Genomic DNA, 21,355 nt, shown 5'->3' with positions numbered 1-21,355 from the left:
AGATCGGGACGACATGACCATAGCACCCGCCAAGGCGGGGTGGCGGTTCAGACAGCCGAGTGTCATTCCGGGTTTCGGATTGACGCTCGGCTTCTCGCTTGCCTACCTCACGCTTATCATCCTCATCCCTCTGTCGGGCCTTGTGTGGCGTTCGGCAGCTCTCGGCTGGGCCGATTTCTGGGCGATCGCCACAGACCGGCGCACCCTCAACGCGCTCGAAATCAGCTTCGGCACCGCCTTCATCGCGGCTGCCGTCAATGTCGTCTTCGGGACGCTCGTCGCCTGGGTGCTGGTGCGCTACCGTTTTCCCGGGCGCCGCATCGTCGACGCCATGGTCGATTTGCCCTTTGCGTTGCCGACGGCGGTGGCCGGCATTGCGCTGACCACGCTCTATGCGCCCAATGGCTGGATCGGCCATCTGCTGGCGCCGCTGGGCATCAAGGTCGCCTACACGCCGCTCGGCATCGTGGTGGCATTGGTCTTCATCGGCTTGCCCTTCGTCGTGCGCACGGTGCAGCCGATCATGGAGGAGATCGACAAGGAAGTGGAGGAGGCGGCCGCGACGCTCGGCGCCAACCGCTTCCAGATCATCACCCGCATCCTGTTTCCAGGCCTGTCGCCGGCCATTGTCACCGGTTTCTCTCTGGCCTTCGCGCGCGGCGTAGGCGAATACGGCTCGGTCATCTTCATCGCCGGCAATCTGCCCTACAAGTCGGAGATCGCGCCACTTTTGATCGTCATCCGGCTGGAGGAGTACAATTATCCTGCAGCGACCGCGATCGCGGCGATCATGCTTTTGCTGTCGTTCTCGATGCTGCTGGTCATCAACCTGGCGCAGTCATGGAGCCGCAAGCGCTATGGCTGATCCCGAGATCAAATCCTACGAGCCGCATCACGAGAGCCAGTCGGCGGCGGTGACCGAAAGCCGGCCGGTGCGGTTGCTGCTGATGGCGGTGGCCTTCGCCTTCCTCGCCATCTTCCTGCTCTTGCCGCTGATCATCGTCTTCCACGAGGCGCTGGCCAAAGGCCTCAGTGCCTACACGGAGGCACTCTCCAATCCCGATACGCGCTCGGCGATCCGGCTGACGTTGCTGGTGGCGGCGATCGCCGTGCCACTCAACGTCGTCTTCGGCATCTCCGCTGCCTGGGCGATCGCCAAGTTCGAATTCAAGGGCAAGGCGTTTCTCACCACGCTGATCGACCTGCCCTTCTCGGTCTCGCCGGTCATATCAGGCCTGGTCTATGTGCTTTTGTTCGGCGCGCAAGGGTTGCTTGGCGGTTGGCTGAAGGAGCACGGCATCCAGATCTTGTTCGCTGTGCCGGGCATTGTGCTGGCCACCGTCTTCGTCACCTTCCCTTTCGTCGCCCGCGAACTGATCCCGTTGATGCAGGAACAGGGCAATGGCGATGAGGAGGCCGCGCTCTCGCTCGGCGCCAATGGCTGGCAGACCTTCTGGTATGTGACGCTGCCCAACGTCAAATGGGGATTGCTCTACGGCGTGCTTTTGTGCAACGCCCGCTCGATGGGCGAATTCGGCGCGGTCTCGGTCGTGTCCGGCCACATACGCGGGCTGACCAACACCATGCCGTTGCATGTCGAAATCCTCTACAACGAGTACAACGCCGTTGGCGCTTTTGCCGTCGCTTCGCTGCTTGCCGGCCTGGCGCTGGTGACACTGGTCTTGAAAACACTTCTCGAGATGCGCTACGGCGCCGAGATCGCCGCGACGCGCGGACATTAGAGGGTTCTGTAAATGGAAGTTCGCGTTGCCAACGTGCGCAAGGAGTTTGACCGGTTCCCGGCCCTCCATGACGTATCGCTTGACATCAAGTCGGGTGAGTTGATCGCGCTGCTGGGGCCATCCGGTTCCGGCAAGACGACGCTGCTCAGGCTGATTGCCGGGCTGGAGCGGCCGACGCGCGGAAAGATTTTCTTCGGCGACGAGGATGCCTCGCAGAGGTCGATCCAGGAGCGCAATGTCGGGTTCGTCTTCCAGCACTATGCGCTGTTCCGGCACATGACGGTCGCCGACAATATCGGTTTCGGCCTTAAGGTAAGGCACGGACCGTCGCGGCCGCCGGCGGCCGAAATTCGCCGCCGCGCCTCTGAATTGCTCGACCTCGTTCAGCTTTCCGGCTTGGAAAGGCGCTACCCGGCGCAGCTTTCGGGCGGCCAGCGCCAACGCGTGGCGCTGGCGCGCGCCATGGCGATCGAGCCCAAGGTGCTTCTGCTCGACGAGCCGTTCGGCGCGCTCGATGCGCAGGTGCGCCGCGAGTTGCGCCGCTGGCTGCGCGAGATCCATGACCGTACCGGCCACACCACCGTCTTCGTCACCCACGACCAGGAAGAGGCGCTGGAGCTTGCCGACCGTGTCGTGGTGATGAGCCAGGGCCGCATCGAGCAGGTCGGGTCCGCCGACGAAATCTACGACACGCCGAACTCGCCCTTCGTCTACTCCTTCATCGGTGAATCGAGCACGCTGCCGGTCAAGGTCGAGGACGGCCAGGTCTGGATCGCCGACCGGCCGATCGGGCTGTCGGCGCCGCATGCGCCAAGTGGCGAAGCCATGCTCTACTTCCGCCCGCACGATGTCGAACTGCTCGACGGCTGCAGCGGCTGCATCGCCGGCACGGTCGCCGCCAGCCGCCGCGTCGCCGGCACCAGGCGCGTCGAACTGGAAATCGGCGGCGAGCGCCAGCGGGTCGAGATCGAATTGCCCGTCGACCATCCGGCGGCGCAGAAGAGCCGGGTGGCGTTCAGGCCGCGGCGCTGGAAGCTTTTCCCGACGGCATAGACGTCATCCGTCAACAGGCCGAAGCGAATCCGTTTGGAAGGAAATCCTACCAACCGGCTGTTTCGGCAATACTTTTTCTCACCACTGGATGGCAGGCCGCGTCCGCATGTCTGGTCGCGCTGGACATGGTCCTATTATGTTCGCGCATTATATCGGTGCATCCGACAACGGCCTTCTCAAGGAGCCCTTTTCATGAAGCGATTTTTCGTCAGCGTCGCCACCGCCGCCGGCCTGTTTCTCGCCTCCTCGCAGGCCTGGTCGGCCGACAAGTTGCTCAACGCTTCCTATGATGTCGGCCGCGAGCTGTTCGTCCAGGTGAACAAGGCCTTTGTCGCTGGCCACCCGGGCGTGAGCATCGACCAGTCGCATGCCGGCACCTCGGCGCAGGCGCGCGCCATTGCCGAAGGCCTTGGCGCCGATGTCGTCACCTTCAACCAGGTCACCGACATCGATTTCCTGGTCAAGAAAGGTCTCGTCTCCGCCGACTGGCAGAAGGATTTCCCCGACAACGCCTCGCCCTTCTATTCGCTACCGTCCTTCCTGGTGCGCGCCGGCAACCCCAAGCACATCAAGGACTGGAACGACCTCGTGCGCGACGACGTGCAGGTGATCTTCCCCAACCCGAAAACATCGGGCAATGCGCGCTACACCTACCTGGCGGCAACCGCCTACGCCAAGGAAGCCTTCAAGGGCGACGACGCCAAGGTGAAGGAGTTCGTCACCAAGCTGTTCAACAACGTGCCGATCTTCGATACCGGCGGCCGCGCCGCCACCACCACCTTCGTGCAGCGCGAGATCGGCGACGTGCTGATCACATTCGAGTCGGAAACGCGCGGCATCCGTAAGGAGTATGGCGACGACAAGTTCGAACAGGTCACCCCGACCGTCAGCCTGCTCGCCGAATTCCCGGTGGCGATCGTCGACAAGGTTGCCGACGAGCATGGCAGCCGTGATCTCGCCAAAAGCTATCTCGACTTCCTCTACACCCCGGAAGGCCAGACCATCGCCGCTGAAAATGGCCTGCGGGCCCGCGATGCGGCTGTAGCCGCGAAATACAAGGCCGACTTCCCCGATGTCCGCCTACTGACGGTGGAAGACGTCTTCGGCGGCTGGGACAAGGTGCAGAAGGAGCACTTCGCCGCCGGCGGCCTGCTCGACCAGACCTATGGCAGCCGCTGAGCAGCAGCATCCAAGCTGAAAACTGAACAAGAAAGCCGGCTCTTTGCCGGCTTTTTCGTTTTGCCGCCGATATACGGCTTTCCCGCATAAACCTGCGCCATAGGTGAAAAACGTTACAAAGAATCAACGCGTTTGTGCCTAACGTGCCCTCGGACGGCTTGTTTTGCGCGAAACCGGGTTGAGCAGACGAAACGTCATGATTTGCACACAAACAACCGCCAGATGCGGGCGGTTGGGGTTTTCATGAACTGAATCGGGCATGCTTACCAAAAAAGGCAAATACGGCCTCAAGGCCCTCGTGCATCTCTCCGGCCTGCCGGTCGGCCAGCTTGCATTCGTCAACGACATCGCTGTCGCCAACAATATCCCGAAGAAATTCCTGGATGCCATTCTGGGCGAGTTGCGCAATGCCGGTTTCGTCCAGAGCCGCAAGGGCAAGGAAGGCGGCTATCGCCTCGCCCGGCCCGCTTCCGAGATCAAGATCGGCCATGTTGTGCGCGTCCTTGACGGGCCGCTGGCGCCGATCCCTTGTGCCAGCCGTACGCAATACCAGCGCTGCGAGGATTGTGACGAGGCGACCTGCCAGGTCCGGCACATGATGCTGGAGGTGCGCCAGGCCATCGCCGAGGTGCTGGATAACAGAAGCCTCGCCGCCATGCGCGATGCCGACAATGATGATTTTCCGGTCGAACTGACGTCGCAGATCTAAATCCTGCGGTCAGCCTCTCAGACCAGGCCCAGCCTGCCGGCAAGGCCGACGCGCTGGATCTTGCCGGTCGGGCCCTTGGGTATCTCCTGCAGAAACAGGATGTGGCGTGGCACCTTGAATTCGACGATGCGGCTGCGCGCGAAATCGCGGATCTGTTCGGCATCGGCGGTGGCGCCCTCGGCCAGCACGATGGCAGCCCCCACCTCCTCGCCGAGCATTGCGTGCGGCACAGCGAAGGTCACCGCCTGCGCCACCAGCGGATGGTCGAGCAGCACATTGTCGACCTCGAGTGGCGAGATCTTCTCGCCACCGCGGTTGATGATCTCCTTCAGCCGCCCGGTGATCTTCAGGTCGCCATCCTCGTCGATCAGCCCTTGGTCGCCGGTGCGGAACCAGCCGTCGGTAAAGGCCGTGGCGTTGGCTGCCGGATTGTTGAGATAGCCGTCATGGACGTTGGCGCCACGCACCGCGATCTCGCCCTTTTCGCCGGTAGCCAGGATCGTGCCCTTGTCGTCGAGGATCGTCACCTCGGGGCCGGCAGGCAGACCGACCACGCCCGGCTTGCGGCGCGCAGGCGGCAGGCCGTTCGACGTCATCTGGTGCGCCGCCTCGGTCATGCCATAGGCCTCGACCACCGGACAGCCGAAGACGCGCTCGAGATCGCGGAACACGGTATCGGGAAGCGCTGCCGATGACGAGCGGATAAAGCGCAGCTGTGCCGTCGCAATGGTGTCGCCATTGCGCGCCGCGCGCGCCAGGATCGCCTGATGCATGGTCGGCACGGCGCTGTACCAACTCGGCCGGAAGTCGGCGAGCCAGCCGTAGAATTTGAGCGGGTTGAAGCCTGGCGTGCAGACAACAGTGCCGCCGACTGCCAGCTGTGCGCTGAGCGCCGCCATTAGCCCGTGAATGTGGAACAGCGGCATCACATTGAGACAGATGTCGTCTCTCGACAGCGCCAGCGTGCGGGCGATGTTGGCCATCGATGCCTGCAGATTGCGTTGCCGCAAGCCGACGATCTTCGGCCGCGCCGTGGTTCCCGATGTGTGCAGGACCAGCACGAAATCGTCGGGTCCGTTGAGCTGCGCGTCGCCACGAGCCGCCGGTTCGGCGTCGCCCGACAGGACAAATTCGCCGGCCTTGGCGCCCTCGGTTGCGACGACGTCGAGCACCGCAATGCCGAGCCCCTTTGCGGCGTTGCGCGCGGCATCGCCCATGCCTTGTCCGCACAGCAGAAGCTTCACGTCGAGATCGCCGAGATAAAAGCGGAATTCGTCTTCGCCGTAAGCCGGATTGAGCGGCGCCGCCGTCGCCAGTGCCGAGACCGCCAGGAAACAGCTCGCCATTTCCGGGCCGTTGGGCAGGACGATGCCGACGGCCATGCCGCGGCGAACGCCACGCCTGGCGAGATCGCCGCAGAGTTGGTCGACAAGGTTGGCGAGGCCGGCAAAGCTGAGCGGGGGCCGGTCCGGCGCCATCAGCGCCACCGCAGCCGGCTGCCAGGGCGCCAGCTGTGGAAGCGCTTGGGATAGCGCCTGTTTCAAGCTTGAACCTTGAATGCCGATCACCATGGCCTTGCCGACGCCGATTGCGCGCCCGTGGCAGACGCAGTAAAGCGATTTTCGGACGTGCGCAAGAACAGGTGGACACCGATCGGATGAGGCTGCCGTGGTTGGGAAAATCCCGGAAAGCCGACCGGACACCGTCGTCCGCCGTCATTTACCATACGGAAATCATCGCCGATGTGCTGGTGCCCGAACGCGCCGAGCATGTACGCTTCTTCAGCCGCAAGCTGGTTCGCGCCGGCAAGTTGCGTACCTTCAACAACAGGGATTTTCGCGAGCTGCTGCTGGCCGCCTTCTATCTCGGCGTCGCGGCGGTGCTGCCGGTCAGTTGGTGGGCCGCGATCTGCCATCGCGTATCGGGGCTGCGCCTCAAGCGCCACACCCGCAAGGATTTCGTGCGCTATGCCGCCGCGACGCGCGCCGTGCTGGGCAATGGCATCGATGCGCAAAAGCTGTTCAGGGCTCTGCTCTATTCCAACCATCGCCGGCGTCTGCTGCTTGCCGTGCATCTCGTCGGCCGCCGCTGGTCGCCCGATATCCGGCTGGAGGGACTGGAAGGCCTGCAGGCGGCGCTGAAGCGCGGCCACGGCGCCATCATCTGGTGCGATCAGTTCACGGCCCAGGCCATCATTGGCAAACGCGCGCTCTATGAGGCCGGCATCGAGGCGAACCAGCTCAGCGTCAGCGCTCACGGCATATCCGATTCGACATTCGGCCTGCGCGTCCTGAACCCGCCGACGGTCCAGGTCGAGAACCGTTTCTTGAAAAGCCGGATCGTGTTCGAACGCAGCGACGCCTACCAGGTCACCGGCCGTATCCAGAAGGTCCTTGGTGGCAACGGCGTCGTGCTGATCACCAATTCCATCCACGCTGGTTCGACATTCACCGAAGTCGGCATTGGCGAGAGCGGCTGGACCCACCTCGCCTCGGCGCCGGCGAATTTCGCCGCCAGAGGCAAGGCGGCGCTGTTTTCCATGTCGACCTTCGAGACCGATCCGTTCCGCCAATACCGCGCCATCCTAAGTCCCGAACTGGTGCCGGCCCCGGCGGGAGCCGGCGAGCCCACGACGAGGACTGGCGGCGGCAAGAACACGGTGTTGCAGGCCGAGTACATATTGCTCAAGCGCGACCGCGTGCTGGAGGCGCTGAAACTCTATCCCGAGCAAATGATGGTCTGGTCCGGCCATGACCGGTTCACCGAACGGCCGGAAAGCGCCTTGCCCGATGACGGTGGTTCATGATTTTGCACCGGCCGGCAGGCTGGCAACGGCGGTGACGATGTCGGCCACTGGACGTGTGGCGTCGACCGTCAGCGCCTGCTCGTCGGCGCCAGGCGGCTCAAGGATGGCGAACTGGCTTTCGACCAGGCTGGCCGGCATGAAATGCCCCTTGCGGCTGGCGACGCGCCGCTTGGCGATTGCGGGATCGATCTCCAGATAGACGAAAACGATATCCCGGCGAAAACCACGCAGACGATCGCGATAGCTGCGCTTCAGTGCCGAGCAGGCGGCCACCACGCCCTGGCCGCTGCCGGCCAGGTCCGCGATCCGTTGGCCAATGGCGTCGAGCCAGCCTTCACGAAGCTGATCGGTGAGCGGCTCGCCGCTTGCCATGCGCGCGACGTTTTCGGGTGGGTGCAACCTGTCGCCTTCGACAAAGACGGCCGCTTCCGCTGCCGCCAACGCCTTGCCGACGGCCGACTTGCCGCAGCCGGCGACGCCCATCACCACGATGGCCCGAGGCACCGAGCCGGGAGCGCCCGTTGGCGCCTGTGCCGTCTTTTCGTCCACGGTCAGCGGCTTGCCGGCGCGCGGCCGTAGAGCAGGAGCATGGCGACGATGACCAGACCATAGACGATCTGCCGGCCGGCCTCAGGCATCTGCATGACCGACAGGATGGACTGCAGCAGCGTGATCAGGATGACGCCGGCAACGGTGCCGAGATAGGAGCCGCGTCCACCGAGGATCGAGGTGCCGCCAAGCACCACGGCGGCGATCGACGGCAGCAGATAGGCGTCACCCATCGACTGCGCCGCCTTGGAAGCATAGCCGGCCAGAAGCACCCCGCCAAAGGCCGAGAGGCCGCCCGATATGGCGAAGGCGATCATCACCACGCGCCTTGTGTCGATGCCGGAGAGATAGGCGGCACGCTCGCGGTTGCCGATGCCGTAGACGCTGCGGCCGAAGCTGGTGCGGGTCAGCACGAGCACCATCGCAGCACCGATCAGCGCCCAGATGATGACGGCGTTGGGCACGCCCGGAATGGTAAAACCTGTCGCGAGATAACGCATGGCGCCGGTGGCCGAATCCTGTGGCGAGAAGCCACCTGTATAGACGACCATGAGCCCTTGCGCGACGGCGTTGGTGGCGAGTGTGATGATCATGGAGGGGATGCGCAGATAGGCGACACCGATGCCGTTGACGATGCCGATCAGCACCCCGCAAAAGATGCCGAACGGAATGGCCAGCGCCACACCGATCGGGCCATAGGCCGCGGCCGCGGCCGCCATCATGGCGCCGACCGCCACCGACCACGGCACCGACAGATCGATCTGGCCGAGCAGGATGACCAGCATCATGCCGGTGGCGATGACACCAAGAAACGACGCCACCTTGAGCTGCTGCAGCAGATATTCCGGCGACAGGAAGCTGCGCGAATAGAGGCTGCCGAGGAACAGCAAGAGCACAATGCAGGCAAAGGCGGTGAGCACCGCCGGATCGGCGCGGCGGATGAATTTGGGCATACGGTTGGCGATGCCGTTCATCGTCGTCTCGCTCACAGGAACCACTCCAGCCGGTTGCGGACCCGAAACAGGGCGAAGGCGCCGAGGCTGACGGCAATCAAAAGAATAACGCCCTGGAACAGCGGCTGCCAGAGTGGATCGAAATCGAAGACGAAGAGCAGGTCGCCGATGGTGCGGAAGGCGAGCGCGCCGAAGATGGCGCCGATGGCGCTGCCCTTGCCGCCGAACAGCGAAACGCCGCCCAGCACGACGGCAGCGATCGAGAACAGCGTGTAGGCGTTGCCGCTGGCATAGGCCGCATCGCCCGTATAGGTGAAGAAGGTCAGGAACAGTCCGCCGATCGCCGCCAGCAGCCCGGCAAGCGCGTAGGCGGCGAACTTTCCGCGTCGGATCGGCACACCTGACATGTAGGCCGCCGTCTCGGATGAGCCCGCGGCGTAAGCGGCACGGCCAAGCACCGAACGGCTGAACGGCACCCAGACGATCAGCACCACGGCGAACAGCGCGACCAGGCTCGCCGGGACGACGCCGAAGAGGCGCCCGGTGAGCGCATCGGCCAGATCCTCATTGACCGAGCCGCCCGGGAACGGCCTGAGCAGCAGTGCAATGCCGAAATAGACGGCACCCGTGGCGATGGTGGCAACGATCGGCTGCAGTCGGCCGTAAATGACGATGGCGCCATTGATCGCCCCGCACAAGAGCCCGGTGCCGAGCACGGCGATGACGCCGAAGGCGGTCTCGAGGCCGGTGCCGATGACCAGCCAGGAGGCGAGGCAATTGGTCAGCGTGAAGATCATGCCGACGGAAAGGTCGATGCCGGCGGTGATCACCACCAGCGTCTGCGCCATGGCGACGAAGGCGAGCAGCACGCCCTTGTTGGAGGCCGTCTGCACGACATTGGCGGTAAATCCCGCCGGATGGTTCGCGGTGTAGATCGCGAACATGACGATGAAGATGGCGAACGCCAGCAGCGTTCCGCGTTGTTCGGCAAGCCAGTAGCGCCAATCCTTCACGCGTCCGCTCCGTGCCTTGGGGTGGCGTCGCCGCCATGGATGTTGAGCGCGCTGGCGATCAGAGCCCGTTCGGTGAGCTCGGCGCCGACCAGCTCTCGCTTGACCGCGCCGTCATAGAGCACCAGCACCCGGTCGCAGCAGCCGATCAGCTCGTCATAGTCGGTCGAGTAGAACAGGATCGCGGCACCCGCGTCCGCAAGCTTGCGCATCAGTTGATACAGCTCCTGCTTGGTGCCGACATCGATACCGCGCGTCGGGTCGTTGAGCAGGATGATGCGCGGCTGGCGCATCAGCCATTTGGCGATGACCACCTTCTGCTGGTTGCCGCCCGACAGCGCGCCGACCGGAATGTCGAGGCCCGCCGTCTTGATCGCCAGCAGCCCGACCATGTCGTCGATCAGCCGCTGCTCGGCGGCGCGGTCGATGATGCCGCCTTTGGACAGCCGGTCGAGCGCCGCGAAGGAGAGGTTTTCGCGCACGGTCATTGGCAGCATCAGCCCTTCCGTCTTGCGATCCTCGGGGATCAGCGCCATGCCGATCCGGTCGTCGCGCGCCGCCGCCGGGCTGGCGATCGCCACCGGCCTGCCATCGATCAGGATTTCTCCGGAGAGACCGCGCAGCACGCCGAAGAAGGCAAGCAGCAACTCGCGCTGACCCTGGCCGTCGAGGCCGCCGAGGCCCACCACCTCGCCGGCCGCGACGGTCAGCGAGACATTGTCCAGCCGGTCTGTCCACGACAGGGTGCGCGCTTCGAGCACTGGGGCAGCGGTAGCCGGCAGCCGCACCGGCTTGGGCGGAAAAATATGGCTGTATTCTCGCCCGATCATCAGCTCGATGACCTCATTGTCGCTCTTGGAACCGGCGGCATAGCTGGCGACATTGCGGCCGTTGCGAAACACCGTGCACTGGTCGGCGAGTTCCGCGATCTCGTTCATCCGGTGCGAGATGTAGAGCAACGCCAGCCCTTCCCCACGCAGCCGCTTCAGGACGGCGAATATCTTGGCGACATCGGCGGCAGCCAGCGCCGAAGTCGCCTCGTCGAGGATCAGGATGCGCGGCTTCCTGGCCAATGCCTTGGCGATCTCGACCATCTGCCGTCTTGAAAGGGGAAGATCCTTGACCAGCGCCAGCGGATGGATGTCGGCCGCACCCGCGCGTGCCAGCGCCTCTTCTGCGATGCGGCGCTGCGCCTTGCGGTCGATCATGCCGAACCGGGTCGGGGGATCGGAAATGACGATGTTGTCGGCGACGCTGAGTTCGGGGACCAGCGACAGTTCCTGGAAGATGCAGACGATGCCGGCCTGGTTGGCCGCGGCCGGCGAGGCAAAGCTGACCTCGCGCCCGTCCAGCGTCATCGACCCCTCGTCGGGCGCCACCACGCCGGCCATGACCTTGATCAGCGTCGATTTGCCGGCGCCATTTTCGCCGAGGATGCCGTGGATGCTGCCTGATGTGACCGAAAGTTCGGCCTTCTCCAGCGCACGCACGCCGCCATAGCGCTTAGAAATGCCTTCCATGCGAAAGAGTGGAGCCGCACCGTCCATCAGCCCTCCGGGGCAGTTAGGATTGAGATGGCAAGTGGTTCGGCGCCGCGGAGCATCCCGCGGCGCCGAATGTGCAGCCTATTGGTCCGCCTTGGTCTGGCCCATGATTTCCTGCGCGGTGAAATTGATGCCGCAGGTCGGGAAGGAATTGCCGACGAAGAAATTGTCGGACTGGTCAGGGAAGTAGTCCTGGCCTTCCTTGAAGTTCGGATCCTCGACGATGGCGAGCGGCAGTTTGACCGATTGCGGTACGACCTGACCCTCAAGTGCGGCGATCGCCGTCTTGATGGCGACCGCGACCTGGGCAGGGCCGGTGCCGGCCGAGGAGCATTTTAGGCCGTCTGCCGCATGCGCTGCGCAGAACTTGCGGAAGCCGTTCTCGGTTTCGCCGCCAAACGGCACGAACGCATGCTTGGCGTCGATCATCGCCTGAACGATGCCGGTGTCGCCGCCTTGGCCGGTGATGCCGACGAACGGACCATTGGTGGCGATCGCGTCAGCCGTGACCTTCTGCGCCGTCGGATCATCCCACTTGCCGGCGACTTCGGTGACGTCCCATTTCTTGCCCGAGGCGTCGAAGGCCTCATGGATGCCGTTGTGGCGGTCGGTATCGACCGACGTGCCGGCAACGCCGCGCACTTCAAGTATCTTGCCGCCATCCGGAATATGGTCGATCAGCCATTTGCCCCACAGCTCGCCAAGACCCTTCTGGTCCACGTTGACGTTGATGGCGTCCTTGGTGTCGAGGATGTTGTCGAAGGCGACCAGCACGACGCCGGCTTCCTTGGCGCGCTTGATGACCGGCCCGAAGGCGGTCGGATTCTGCGCATTGACCACGATGGCGTCAAAACCGGAATCGATGAAGTTGTTGATCGCCGAGATCTGCGCCGGCACATCCTCGCCGGTCGATACGACCTTGAATTCCTTCAATTTTGCCGCGACGTCCTTCTGCGCGGCATAGGCCTTGGCCGTCTGGATCATCTGGATGCGCCAGGTGTTGGCGATATAGCCGTTGGCGAGCGCGATGCGGTATGGGCCATCCTTCTTTGGGAATTTGAAGAACTGTGTATCGGCAGCCCATGGCGCGAAGCAGTCGGGCTCGGCCGCTGGTCCCTTGACGACTTCAGGGCCGGCCATCGCCGACGAACTCAACATGACGAATGCAGTGGCGGCAACGATGCCACCAACAAGTGACTTGATCATCGATATTCCTCCCAGTTGCAGTTTTATTTGATGCTGCTTGTCGTGGTGCGTTTTCCACGCCCGGGCGAAGGCCCTCCAGCCTTGCGGGCGGCACGTCTCAAGGGCCCGAAACCGGCCCGATCCCCTCCTCCTCGTCGCTTCACGGGCGAGAAACGAAACCTAGCATATTATACATAATAAACAAGCATGAGCTGTTGCTTATGTATAATAAACAGGCATGGCCTTCCGCCAAAACTCCTGTCCGATAAAAATGGTAGCGCTACCATGACGTTGTGTAAAGCACCATTTGCTGAGGCCTCGAAAGCATGTTCAGCGTGCTGTGCTCTCGCGGGGCTTGAGCTCGAAACCGAGATCGACGACCCGCTGCTCAGGCCTCCGCCCGGCGATGGCCGCCAACGCCATGGCAACAGACCGACGGCCGATTTCATAGCGAGGGGTGCGGATGCTGGTGAGCGGCGGGAACGCCGCCTGCATCATTTCGAGGTCGTTGAAGCCGACAATGCCGATTGTCTTCGGCACATCGAGTGCGGCGCTATGGCATTCGAACAGAACGCCGAGCGCGATATCGTCATTGTTGCAGAAGACGCCGTCGAGCGCCGGCATCTTGGCCAGCGCATCGCGAAGCAGCTCGCGGCCGAGCGTCATGCTGGACAGTAGCGGCGTGGTGGTGATCAGCCGCGGGTCGAACAGGCCGGCCTTCTCCATTGCGGCGCGATAGCCGGCCAGGCGCCGCTGCGAGCGCGGATCCATGCGTGCGCCGATGAAGCCGATCCGCCGGTAGCCCGCCTCGATCAGGTGCTCGGTCGCTGTCCGGCCACCGTCGAAATGCGAGAAGCCGACCAGCATGTCGACCGGGTCAGGCCCGGTCTCCATCACCTGCACCACCGGGCAGCCCGCACTCTCCAGCAGTTTTCGCGACGTCGGCGTCTGATCGATGCCGGCCACGATCAGCGCCGCCGGGCGCTGCGGCGCGAAGACCTGCAGCAGGCGCTCCTCCTCGAGGCCGGAATAATGGGTGTTGCCGAGCTGGACGCGGAACGGGCCGTCCGACAGGCTGTCATAGATGCCGCGCACCACTTCGGCAAAGACGTTGTTGGTGAGCGACGGCACCAGCACGCCGAACACATCGGCGCGCGCCGAGGCCAGCGCCCGTGCATTGGGATCCGGCACATAACCGAGTTCGTCAACGGCGGCCTGGATCTGGCGGCGCAAATCCTGGCTGACGCGGTCGGGCTCGCGCAGCGCTCGCGACACGGTGATGGCGCCGACGCCGGCCTTGCGCGCCACATCGGCAATGGTCGGGCGGCCGCCGCCACGGCGCGAGCGTGGCTTGGTCATGGCCCTGCCCCTTGCGTCGCGCGCGATTGCGGCTTCGTCGTCTCTGTCGCCATCTTTGTCCGGCTTCCCCACTACGCCATGCCAGCTTGGCGTCGCGCAGCAACTGGCGATTGTCAAGCCGACGGCAGGTTGCGGCGTCGCCGGCTGAAGTCCTTCAGGCCGTGACCATGGCCGGGCGCCCGGCCCTCCACATCAGCAAAAGGATGGCCGCCACATTGATCAGGTTCCACGCGATCCCGTTGAGAAACGCAGCCGCGTAGGAGCCAGTCAGGTCGTAGATCCAGCCCGACATCCAGCCACCGATCGCCATGCCGAAAATGGTCGCCATCATGACGATACCGATGCGCTGGCCGGCCTCCTTGGCGGGCAGGTATTCGCGCACGATGATGGCATAGCAAGGCACGATGCCGCCTTGCGACAGGCCGAACACCAGCGACACGACATAGAGCGAGGCGAGCCCGTCGAACGGAATGTAAAACAGCAGCGACAGGCATTGCAGCACGGAACCGATAAGCAGGGTTTTCACACCGCCGATGCGGTCGGCGACAAAGCCGGAGGCGAGCCGGCTGACGACGCCCGCCGCCATCATGATCGACAGCATGTCGGCGCCATGCGCGATGCCATAGCCAAGATCCATGCAATAGGCGACGATGTGCACCTGCGGCATCGACATCGCCACGCAGCAGCCGAGACCGGCGATGACCAGCAGCACCTGCAGTGCCGCCGGCGAGATTGAAATCGGCTGCACGGGCCGGCTTCCAGGCGAGCCGGCCGCCGCCGCGTTTGGAGCGCCGCGCCGCAGCAACAGCACCAGCGGTATCATGGTGACCAGACAAAAGATGCCGATGGCGGCATAGGTGAAGCGCCAGCCTTCCGCCTTGATCAGCGTCGGCATGATGGTTGGCCAGAGCGCTCCGGCGAGATAATTGCCCGCTGCCGCCGCCGTGACGGCGACGCCGCGTCGACGATTGAACCAGTGCGAAATATCGGCGATCAGCGGCCCGAAGATCACCGATGAGCCAAGCCCGATCAGCACGCCTTGGGCAAGGGTGAATTGCAGGATCGACGTCGACGCCGCCGCGAGCAGGAGACCGGTTGCGAGTGCGACCGAGGAAATCAGCGCCGGAATCCAATAGCCCATGCGATCAATGGCGCGGCCTACCAGCACATTGCCGGCGGCAAAGCCCACCATGGTTGCGGTGTAGGGCATCGATGCCGCCGCGCGGTCAACGCCGAACTCGGCCTGCACGGCCGGCAACACCACCACGACGGCCCACATGCCGACCGCGCCGATCGTCGCCAGCAGCATCGAGATGGCAAGCCGCATCCAGGCATAACTGCTGTCGATGCCAGGGCTATCAGCCTGATTGGCGACGATTGGGGTCAAGGCGTTTCCTGTCCGAGGTCTGGGAGGTCGACCATTCCAGCGCCACTATCGGCGCATTCGCGACGACGGGCAGCGCCACAGCAACCTCATCCGTGGCTCCAGCGATAGGGCAAATTATTCGGGAACCGGCAACGCCGTGACGAGTTCTCGACAGGAAGGAGTTTTGCCATGACCGCGAAGAAAAAATGGTCGGCCGATGTGACCGAACACAGCAATGCGATGGACCTCGAGGAGCACATATTCGAATCCGACGATGCCAAAAAGATCGCGGCTTCGCTGAAGCGCTCGGCCGAGCACAGCGACCGCCGCAAGGCGGAGCCATTCCAGTCGGCGATGTCGATGCTGAATTTCTACATCAACCGTGCCGGCAAGAACCTGCCGCAGGCGCGCAAGAAAGTGCTTGAGGACGCCAAGGACGAACTGCGCGCTGCCTTCGGCCGTCCGGAACAGGATTAGCTCTTCGTATTTGGTTCTGCCAAATTCACTTGAACTGGACCTAGTGACAGGTCCTCTTTCCCCTCAGTCTGCCAGTCTCGGGCATTGTGTTTCCCCGAGCCTGCAAAGTGGCGGCATGACGGTCAAGATCGGCATCAATCCCATCACCTGGAGCAATGACGATGTTCCCGAACTCGGCGGCGACACGTCGCTTGAGACCTGCCTGTCGGAAACCCGGCAGGCCGGCTTTCGCGGCACCGAACTCGGCGGCAAATTCCCCAGGCGAAGCGACGAGCTTGGACCGATCCTGTCCTCTTACGGGCTGGAGCTCGTCTCCGGTTGGTATGACGGCCGCATTCTCGACCGCACGGTCGACGAGGAATTCGCCGCCATCACGCCGCATCTGACCTTGCTGCGCGACCTCGGCGCCAAGGTTGTCGTCTATGCCGACACGTCGCGCGGCCGTCACGACGGCATTTTTGCACCGATCTCGCAGTGTCCGCGCCTCGCCGATGGCGAATGGACCGCTTATGGCGAGAAGCTGACCCAGCTTGCCGATCGCATGGCCGCCTTCGGCGTCGGCATGGCCTTCCATCACCATATGGGCACCATCGTCGAGACCGACGACGAGGTCGACAGGCTGATAGCCGCAACCGGCAAGAGCGTCGGGCTGCTGTTCGATACCGGCCATTGCCTGTTCTCGGGCGGCGACCCGGTCTCTCTCCTGAATCGGCATCTCGACCGCATCGTGCATTTCCACTGCAAGGACGTCCGCGCCGCCGTGCTGGAAAAGGCGCGGCGCGAGGACATGAGTTTCATGGCGGCGGTTATGGAAGGGATTTTCACTGTGCCCGGCGATGGTTCCGTTGACTTCCTGTCGTTGCTGAAGCCTCTCGCAAAACGGGGTTTCGAAGGCTGGATCGTCGTCGAGGCCGAACAGGATCCGGCCAAGGCAAATCCCTTGACCTATGCCACGAAGGGTTACGCTTCGCTTCTCGCCACGGCCCGCAAGGCCGGGTTCGAGGTAGCGACACGAGATTTGGCCTGACCACCGCCGGGGGGCTGGTGGTTGGCCGGTTGGGCGCGCGCCTCGGTAGGGGTAGCGACGCGAAAGCGCCCGGCGATCCGCGCCGCCGTCCTCCCTTGGCGGCGCGGGTCGCAGAATTCTCGGCCCGGGCTTGGTGAGGCCGAGTTTTCGACCCCGGAGTTTCCGGCTTGAGGCTGGCGGCAAGCCGTGCCTTGATGCAGGTGGAGGAGCGACATGGCATTCGAGGCGGCACTCGGCATGGAACGGCTTTGCACAATCCGTGAGATTGCGCAAAAGGCGGAACTCGGCGCCGCCACCGTGCATCGCGCGCTGAAGAACAGCCGCGAGGTCCGTGCCGAAACCAGGCGGCTGGTGCTTGAGACTGTCTGCCTCCTCAACGAAGAGAAGATCGCCCGCGCGGCCAGGTTCGTCGGAGGCTAGGTTTGGGCGACCACATGCGCCTTTCCCTCGACATTATGTCGGTCGACCGCGCGTCGGACGAACCGATGCATCGGCAGATCTACGGCGCCTTGCGGCGCTTCATCCTCGACGGTCAGATCCAGCAGAACACGCTACTGCCGTCGACCCGCTCGCTGGCCGAGGATTTGAAAGTCGGCCGCAACACGGTGATCGCCGCCTACGACCAGCTGCTCGCCGAAGGATTTATCGAGGCGCGCGCCGGCTCCGGCACCTGGGTGGCGCCGATCCAGCAGAAGCGCCCGCCGGCCTCGCTCCGCGCCGGCCTTGCCGCTCCGCAAAAACTCTCGCGGCGCGGCCAGACCATCGTCAACGGCCCGCAGCCGCCGCGCAATGCCGGCGTCATCAACTTCCATCCCGGCGTGCCGGAAACGGCGTCCTTTCCCTTCACCATCTGGTCGAGCCTTTTGGTGCGCAATGCCCGCAGCCGCGACGAGAACCTGCTCGGCTACCTCTCCTTTGCCGGCCATCCCGGCCTGCGCCAGGCCATCGCCTCGACCATCAGCCTGTCGCGCGGCATCAACTGCACCGCCGATCAGGTCATCATCGTCACTGGCGCGCAGGCAGCACTCGACCTCGCCTCGCGCGTGCTGATGGACGAAGGCGATCATGTCTGGATGGAGGAGCCCGGCTATCTCGGCGCCAAGAGCGCCTTCCTCGCCAGCGGCGCGCAGCTTGCACCCTTGAAGGTCGACCGGCACGGCTGGCACCTTGCCGATCCGGAATTGCCGCCGCCGCGCCTGATCTATGTGACGCCGTCCTGTCAGTGGCCGTTCGGCACCATCATGCGCATCGAGGAGCGGCTGCAACTGCTCGACATTGCCGAGCGTCACGGCGCCTGGATCGTCGAGGACGATTATGACGGCGAGTACCGTTATCGCGGCCGGCCGGTGCCGGCGCTGCGCGGCCTCGATCACGCCGACCGCGTCGTCTATATCGGCTCCTTCGGCAAGACGCTGATCCCGGCGCTGCGCATAGGCTATCTCATCGTGCCGCGCGAATTGTCCGTGCCCTTCGACCGCGCCGTCTCGATCACTGGCCAGTTCGCGCCGCTGATCCTGCAAGCGACGGTCAACGACTTCATCACGCAAGGCTATTTCGCCACGCATCTGAAGCGCATGCGCCGTCTCTATGCGCGCAGGCAGGCCAATTTCGTCAAGCTGTGCCAGGAGCATCTGTCCGAATGGCTGGCGGTGACCGAGAACGATTCCGGCATGCAGCTACTGGCGAGTTTCACAAGGCCTTACAAGGACAGCGACGTCGTTGCCGCCGCCGTCAAGGAAGGGCTCGACGTGCAAGGCATTTCCATCAACTACCATTCGAGCGAGCCCGAGCACGGCCTGCTGCTCGGCTATGCCGCGATGGACGAACGCCAGATCCTGCGCGCGGTGCTGGCGTTGCGCGCTGCCTTTACGCGGCTGGACCGGCAGTAGACCGGTCCAGAGTGCCGCGCCTCAATTCACGCTGTCGAATTTCTGCAGATCGACGGGGGCTGCCTTGCGCACCCCCACGTCATCCAGCGAGGCGTTTTCCAGCGCTACCCGCGCCGCCGCGTCTATGTTGTGGATCATGTCGTCGATCTCGGCGTCGCTGTGCGCCGGGTTCATCGCCACCATCACCGTGCGGTTGAGAATGTCGAGCGAGCCCTTGCCGAGATCGTCGGCGTAGTTGAGCCGCAGCCCCTTGTTCTGAGGCAGCGTGTAGGGGTTAAGCGCCGGATGGTGCGCGCCCTCATGCATCAGCACCTGGTCCCACTGGGTGAAATTGTGACGGCCGGTCTTGCCGGCAATCACGCTCGGGATGGTCTTCGAAAAAGACTGCGCCGCCTGTTCGCTGGGCAGGAGATACATCACCTGTGCCGCGCAATCGTCGTCCGGGCTGTTCATCGGCGACGGCGTCAGGCCGAGATTGCCGAGATGGCGCGTGCCGGCCAGCACCTTCTTCTTCTCCGCCCGCATCGCCTCGATGATGCCGTCGAGGCGATCAAGCTGGACATTGAGCATCGCCCCCATCAGTTCCGAGGCGCGCGCGCCGATACCGGCGAACGGCTTGATGCTGTCGTTGCGGCCCTGCCAGTAGAAGTGGCAGGGGTCGATGGCGCAGCGCGCCCGCTCGGCCACCTTCGGATCGCTGGTGGCGATGCCGCCGCCTTCGCCCGACGTCATGTTCTTGAAGTAGTTGAAGGAATAGGCGCCGGCATGGCCGATCGAGCCGAGCTTTTTGCCCTCATAGCCGCCGCCAATGCCCTGGCAGACATCCTCCAGCACCTTGAGGCCACGCTTCTTGGCGATGTCCATGATGGCGTTCATGTTGCAGGCAGCACCCCACATATGCACGGGAATGACCGCCTTGGTGCGCGGCCCGATGGCGTCGCGCAGCGCTGCCGGATCGATGGTCAGGCTCTCGTCGATATCGACGATGACCGGAATGGCGCCGACCGACAGCACTGCGGTTGCGGTGGCCATATAAGTGTGCGCCGGCACCAGCACTTCGTCGCCCGGACCGATGCCGAGCCCGATCAGGCCGGCGGCCAGCCCATAGGTGCCGCTGGCGGCAAGCGCGAAATGTTCGACGCCGAGATGCCTGGCATAGCGCGCCTCGAAGCGGTTGCATTCGCTGTTCTCGCCATAGCGGAACAGCGCGCCGGAACGGATCACCCGGGCAATGGCTTCGATTTCTTCTTCACCGGCAGTGTACATGGCAGCTCTCCACATCGCTTGATGGTGTGAAAGCTCTACGCTTGCCGCCGCTGTTTGAAAGAACCACTCCGCCACGATCGGACCAAGCCATCCCGGCTGCGCGGGACCAGGTTTGACGCCGAATAGAATGAAACCGGCATTCCAGAACGCAGGTTCGCGGAAAAATCGTACCCATCCGAATTCGCTGAAGTGGCCCTGTCGGAAAGACGGCTTTGGGCGTTCCATCGCGTCCAGTTGGGCAAACGGTCGGTTCCATGCAGCACGGGACACACTTTGGAAGACCCTCGCAACCGGCGTGCCGGCAAGACGGTGGCCGTCCATGAGGCGACAGCTTGTCCTGCACGAAGACGATGTCGGCATGTGCCATGGCGCCAACAGCGCCTTCCTCGAACTGACCGGACTGGGCGCCTGCAGCTCCGGCGCGGTGATGGTGCCGTGCCCGTGGTTCCCGGAGATGGCCGAAGCGGCAGCGGCCGATCCGCGGCTCGATCTCGGCGTCCACCTGACGCTGAACAGCGAAAAGCAGCACTACAAATGGCGGCCGCTGACATCGCCGTCTCGCGCCGCCGGCCTGACCGACGAGTTCGGCTATTTCTGGCCCGATGTCGCAACCACCCGCCGCAAGGCAGCACCCCAAGCGGTCGAGACCGAACTGCGCGCCCAGATCGACACAGCCTACCGCGCCGGCATCGACGTCACCCATCTCGACGCGCATATGGGGGCGGCGCTGTCGCCCGAGTTTTGCGACGTCTACATCAGGCTCGGTCTGGAATATCGGCTGCCGGTGCTGCTGACCAAGACGCTGTCGGCCTATTCGCCCAACGATAATCTGGTCGGCGTCACCGAAGCGGCCTTCCAGCGCGGCGTCGCCGAGGCTCGCGCCAAAGGCTTTGTCATTTTCGACGCCGCGATCCAGACGACCTGGGGCCGTCCACGCTCCAAGCCGATAGAGCCGGCCTACAAGGCGTTGGTCGAAGGCGTGCGCGAAGGCCTGACCTTCTTCTGCCTGCACTTCAACGCGCCGGGCGAGTTGGAACTGATCGAGCCGCGCTCCGCCTATATCCGCACCGAGGAATATGAGCTGTTTCGCGATCAGGGTTTTCGCGACTGGCTCGGCGCGCAGGACATCGACATCATCGGCATGAAGCCGTTGCGCGAGGATCTACGCGCAAGGCTTGGACTATCGACACCGGCAAAGGCCCGCAAAGCGGCCATCCGGTCAGCGCAGTAAGCCGATCCGT

Annotated in this window: 20 protein-coding genes; 11 read left to right on the top strand and 9 right to left on the bottom strand. The window is 64.0% G+C overall.

What is annotated here, in order from left to right:
* The first annotated feature begins 13 nt into the window (after positions 1-13).
* The 5 genes from cysT to H0241_RS01500 all read left to right on the top strand — a co-directional run bounded on the left by cysT (position 14) and on the right by H0241_RS01500 (position 4,683).
* On the top strand, positions 14-865 hold the full coding sequence (cysT, locus tag H0241_RS01520; RefSeq protein WP_181055664.1) for a sulfate ABC transporter permease subunit CysT: 852 nt from the start codon (positions 14-16) through the stop codon (positions 863-865).
* Positions 858-1,742 carry a sulfate ABC transporter permease subunit CysW gene (cysW, locus tag H0241_RS01515; protein WP_181055663.1) on the top strand — a complete coding sequence of 295 codons (885 nt, stop codon included), beginning with the start codon at positions 858-860 and terminating at the stop codon, positions 1,740-1,742. Before cysT ends, cysW begins: the two co-directional genes overlap by 8 nt.
* A 12-nt stretch (positions 1,743-1,754) precedes the next feature.
* Positions 1,755-2,795, top strand: a complete 1,041-nt coding sequence (locus H0241_RS01510; protein ID WP_181055662.1) for a sulfate/molybdate ABC transporter ATP-binding protein — start codon at positions 1,755-1,757, stop codon at positions 2,793-2,795.
* 192 nt (positions 2,796-2,987) lie between these two features.
* The gene (locus H0241_RS01505; RefSeq protein WP_181055661.1) at positions 2,988-3,974 is read left to right on the top strand and encodes a sulfate ABC transporter substrate-binding protein; all 987 of its coding nucleotides are present in this window, start codon (positions 2,988-2,990) and stop codon (positions 3,972-3,974) included.
* Between the two features lie 259 nt (positions 3,975-4,233).
* The gene (locus H0241_RS01500) at positions 4,234-4,683 is read left to right on the top strand and encodes an RrF2 family transcriptional regulator (protein WP_006202816.1); all 450 of its coding nucleotides are present in this window, start codon (positions 4,234-4,236) and stop codon (positions 4,681-4,683) included.
* Between the two features lie 17 nt (positions 4,684-4,700).
* Here H0241_RS01500 and H0241_RS01495 read toward each other — a convergent pair whose 3' ends face one another.
* Positions 4,701-6,254: an acyl--CoA ligase gene (locus tag H0241_RS01495; RefSeq protein ID WP_181055660.1), complete on the bottom strand. Its 1,554-nt coding sequence runs from the start codon at positions 6,252-6,254 to the stop codon at positions 4,701-4,703.
* Positions 6,255-6,340: 86 nt separating this feature from the next.
* Between H0241_RS01495 and H0241_RS01490 the strand changes: the two genes are divergently transcribed.
* Positions 6,341-7,489, top strand: coding sequence for a hypothetical protein (locus H0241_RS01490; protein WP_181055659.1), 1,149 nt, complete (start codon positions 6,341-6,343; stop codon positions 7,487-7,489).
* Here H0241_RS01490 and H0241_RS01485 read toward each other — a convergent pair.
* From H0241_RS01485 to H0241_RS01455, 7 genes are all read right to left on the bottom strand, one after another.
* Positions 7,484-8,038 (bottom strand): gluconokinase, encoded by a 555-nt coding sequence (locus H0241_RS01485; RefSeq protein ID WP_181055658.1) that lies wholly within the window; start codon positions 8,036-8,038, stop codon positions 7,484-7,486. The genes H0241_RS01490 and H0241_RS01485 overlap by 6 nt on opposite strands.
* 2 nt (positions 8,039-8,040) lie before the next feature.
* Positions 8,041-9,027 (bottom strand): ABC transporter permease, encoded by a 987-nt coding sequence (locus H0241_RS01480; protein ID WP_181055657.1) that lies wholly within the window; start codon positions 9,025-9,027, stop codon positions 8,041-8,043.
* Positions 9,024-10,004, bottom strand: a complete 981-nt coding sequence (locus H0241_RS01475) for an ABC transporter permease (RefSeq protein ID WP_181055656.1) — start codon at positions 10,002-10,004, stop codon at positions 9,024-9,026. Before H0241_RS01475 ends, H0241_RS01480 begins: the two co-directional genes overlap by 4 nt.
* Positions 10,001-11,548, bottom strand: coding sequence for a sugar ABC transporter ATP-binding protein (locus H0241_RS01470; protein WP_181055655.1), 1,548 nt, complete (start codon positions 11,546-11,548; stop codon positions 10,001-10,003). The genes H0241_RS01475 and H0241_RS01470 overlap by 4 nt, the downstream gene beginning before the upstream one ends.
* A 78-nt stretch (positions 11,549-11,626) precedes the next feature.
* Positions 11,627-12,751, bottom strand: coding sequence for a sugar ABC transporter substrate-binding protein (locus tag H0241_RS01465; protein ID WP_181055654.1), 1,125 nt, complete (start codon positions 12,749-12,751; stop codon positions 11,627-11,629).
* A 309-nt stretch (positions 12,752-13,060) separates the two neighbouring features.
* A complete protein-coding gene (gene gntR / locus H0241_RS01460) occupies positions 13,061-14,089 on the bottom strand; it encodes an HTH-type transcriptional regulator GntR (RefSeq protein ID WP_181055653.1) in 1,029 nt (342 codons plus the stop codon).
* A 154-nt stretch (positions 14,090-14,243) separates the two neighbouring features.
* Positions 14,244-15,416 carry an MFS transporter gene (locus H0241_RS01455; protein ID WP_181056145.1) on the bottom strand — a complete coding sequence of 391 codons (1,173 nt, stop codon included), beginning with the start codon at positions 15,414-15,416 and terminating at the stop codon, positions 14,244-14,246.
* Positions 15,417-15,644: 228 nt separating this feature from the next.
* On the opposite strand from H0241_RS01455, the gene H0241_RS01450 reads away from it, so the two are divergent.
* The 4 genes from H0241_RS01450 (at position 15,645) to mocR (ending at position 18,848) form a co-directional block, all read left to right on the top strand.
* Entirely contained in the window at positions 15,645-15,932 is a 288-nt protein-coding gene (locus H0241_RS01450) for a DUF3175 domain-containing protein (RefSeq protein WP_181055652.1), read from the top strand.
* 115 nt (positions 15,933-16,047) lie between these two features.
* The gene (iolE, locus tag H0241_RS01445; RefSeq protein ID WP_181055651.1) at positions 16,048-16,959 is read left to right on the top strand and encodes a myo-inosose-2 dehydratase; all 912 of its coding nucleotides are present in this window, start codon (positions 16,048-16,050) and stop codon (positions 16,957-16,959) included.
* 213 nt (positions 16,960-17,172) lie between these two features.
* Positions 17,173-17,379 (top strand): LacI family DNA-binding transcriptional regulator, encoded by a 207-nt coding sequence (locus tag H0241_RS01440; protein WP_181055650.1) that lies wholly within the window; start codon positions 17,173-17,175, stop codon positions 17,377-17,379.
* A gap of 14 nt (positions 17,380-17,393) precedes the next feature.
* A complete protein-coding gene (gene mocR / locus H0241_RS01435) occupies positions 17,394-18,848 on the top strand; it encodes a rhizopine catabolism transcriptional regulator MocR (protein ID WP_235983862.1) in 1,455 nt (484 codons plus the stop codon).
* 21 nt (positions 18,849-18,869) lie between these two features.
* Here the strand turns inward: mocR and H0241_RS01430 are convergent, their stop codons facing one another.
* Positions 18,870-20,114 (bottom strand): DegT/DnrJ/EryC1/StrS family aminotransferase, encoded by a 1,245-nt coding sequence (locus tag H0241_RS01430; protein WP_181055649.1) that lies wholly within the window; start codon positions 20,112-20,114, stop codon positions 18,870-18,872.
* 319 nt (positions 20,115-20,433) lie between these two features.
* Here H0241_RS01430 and H0241_RS01425 point away from each other — a divergent pair, with 319 nt between their 5' ends.
* Positions 20,434-21,345, top strand: a complete 912-nt coding sequence (locus tag H0241_RS01425; protein WP_181055648.1) for a polysaccharide deacetylase family protein — start codon at positions 20,434-20,436, stop codon at positions 21,343-21,345.
* The last annotated feature ends 10 nt before the right edge of the window (positions 21,346-21,355 follow it).

The sequence above is a fragment of the Mesorhizobium neociceri genome (assembly GCF_013520985.1).
Lineage (GTDB): Bacteria > Pseudomonadota > Alphaproteobacteria > Rhizobiales > Rhizobiaceae > Mesorhizobium > Mesorhizobium neociceri.
Note: the sequence above shows the minus strand (reverse complement) of the source record. Positions and strands in the feature narration are given on the sequence as shown.

Bases quoted from the DNA above. Each gene is read 5' to 3' on its own strand.
- H0241_RS01505 (WP_181055661.1), top strand. From the start codon at position 2,988: ATGAAGCGATTTTTCGTCAGCGTCGCCACCGCCGCCGGCCTGTTTCTC.
- H0241_RS01430 (WP_181055649.1), bottom strand. From the start codon at position 20,114: ATGTACACTGCCGGTGAAGAAGAAATCGAAGCCATTGCCCGGGTGATC.
- cysT (WP_181055664.1), top strand. From the start codon at position 14: ATGACCATAGCACCCGCCAAGGCGGGGTGGCGGTTCAGACAGCCGAGT.
- H0241_RS01495 (WP_181055660.1), bottom strand. From the start codon at position 6,254: ATGGTGATCGGCATTCAAGGTTCAAGCTTGAAACAGGCGCTATCCCAA.
- H0241_RS01455 (WP_181056145.1), bottom strand. From the start codon at position 15,416: ATGCGGCTTGCCATCTCGATGCTGCTGGCGACGATCGGCGCGGTCGGC.
- H0241_RS01450 (WP_181055652.1), top strand. From the start codon at position 15,645: ATGACCGCGAAGAAAAAATGGTCGGCCGATGTGACCGAACACAGCAAT.
- H0241_RS01510 (WP_181055662.1), top strand. From the start codon at position 1,755: ATGGAAGTTCGCGTTGCCAACGTGCGCAAGGAGTTTGACCGGTTCCCG.
- H0241_RS01490 (WP_181055659.1), top strand. From the start codon at position 6,341: ATGAGGCTGCCGTGGTTGGGAAAATCCCGGAAAGCCGACCGGACACCG.
- H0241_RS01500 (WP_006202816.1), top strand. From the start codon at position 4,234: ATGCTTACCAAAAAAGGCAAATACGGCCTCAAGGCCCTCGTGCATCTC.
- H0241_RS01465 (WP_181055654.1), bottom strand. From the start codon at position 12,751: ATGATCAAGTCACTTGTTGGTGGCATCGTTGCCGCCACTGCATTCGTC.
- H0241_RS01425 (WP_181055648.1), top strand. From the start codon at position 20,434: ATGAGGCGACAGCTTGTCCTGCACGAAGACGATGTCGGCATGTGCCAT.
- H0241_RS01470 (WP_181055655.1), bottom strand. From the start codon at position 11,548: ATGGACGGTGCGGCTCCACTCTTTCGCATGGAAGGCATTTCTAAGCGC.
- mocR (WP_235983862.1), top strand. From the start codon at position 17,394: ATGCGCCTTTCCCTCGACATTATGTCGGTCGACCGCGCGTCGGACGAA.
- gntR (WP_181055653.1), bottom strand. From the start codon at position 14,089: ATGACCAAGCCACGCTCGCGCCGTGGCGGCGGCCGCCCGACCATTGCC.
- cysW (WP_181055663.1), top strand. From the start codon at position 858: ATGGCTGATCCCGAGATCAAATCCTACGAGCCGCATCACGAGAGCCAG.
- H0241_RS01440 (WP_181055650.1), top strand. From the start codon at position 17,173: ATGGCATTCGAGGCGGCACTCGGCATGGAACGGCTTTGCACAATCCGT.
- iolE (WP_181055651.1), top strand. From the start codon at position 16,048: ATGACGGTCAAGATCGGCATCAATCCCATCACCTGGAGCAATGACGAT.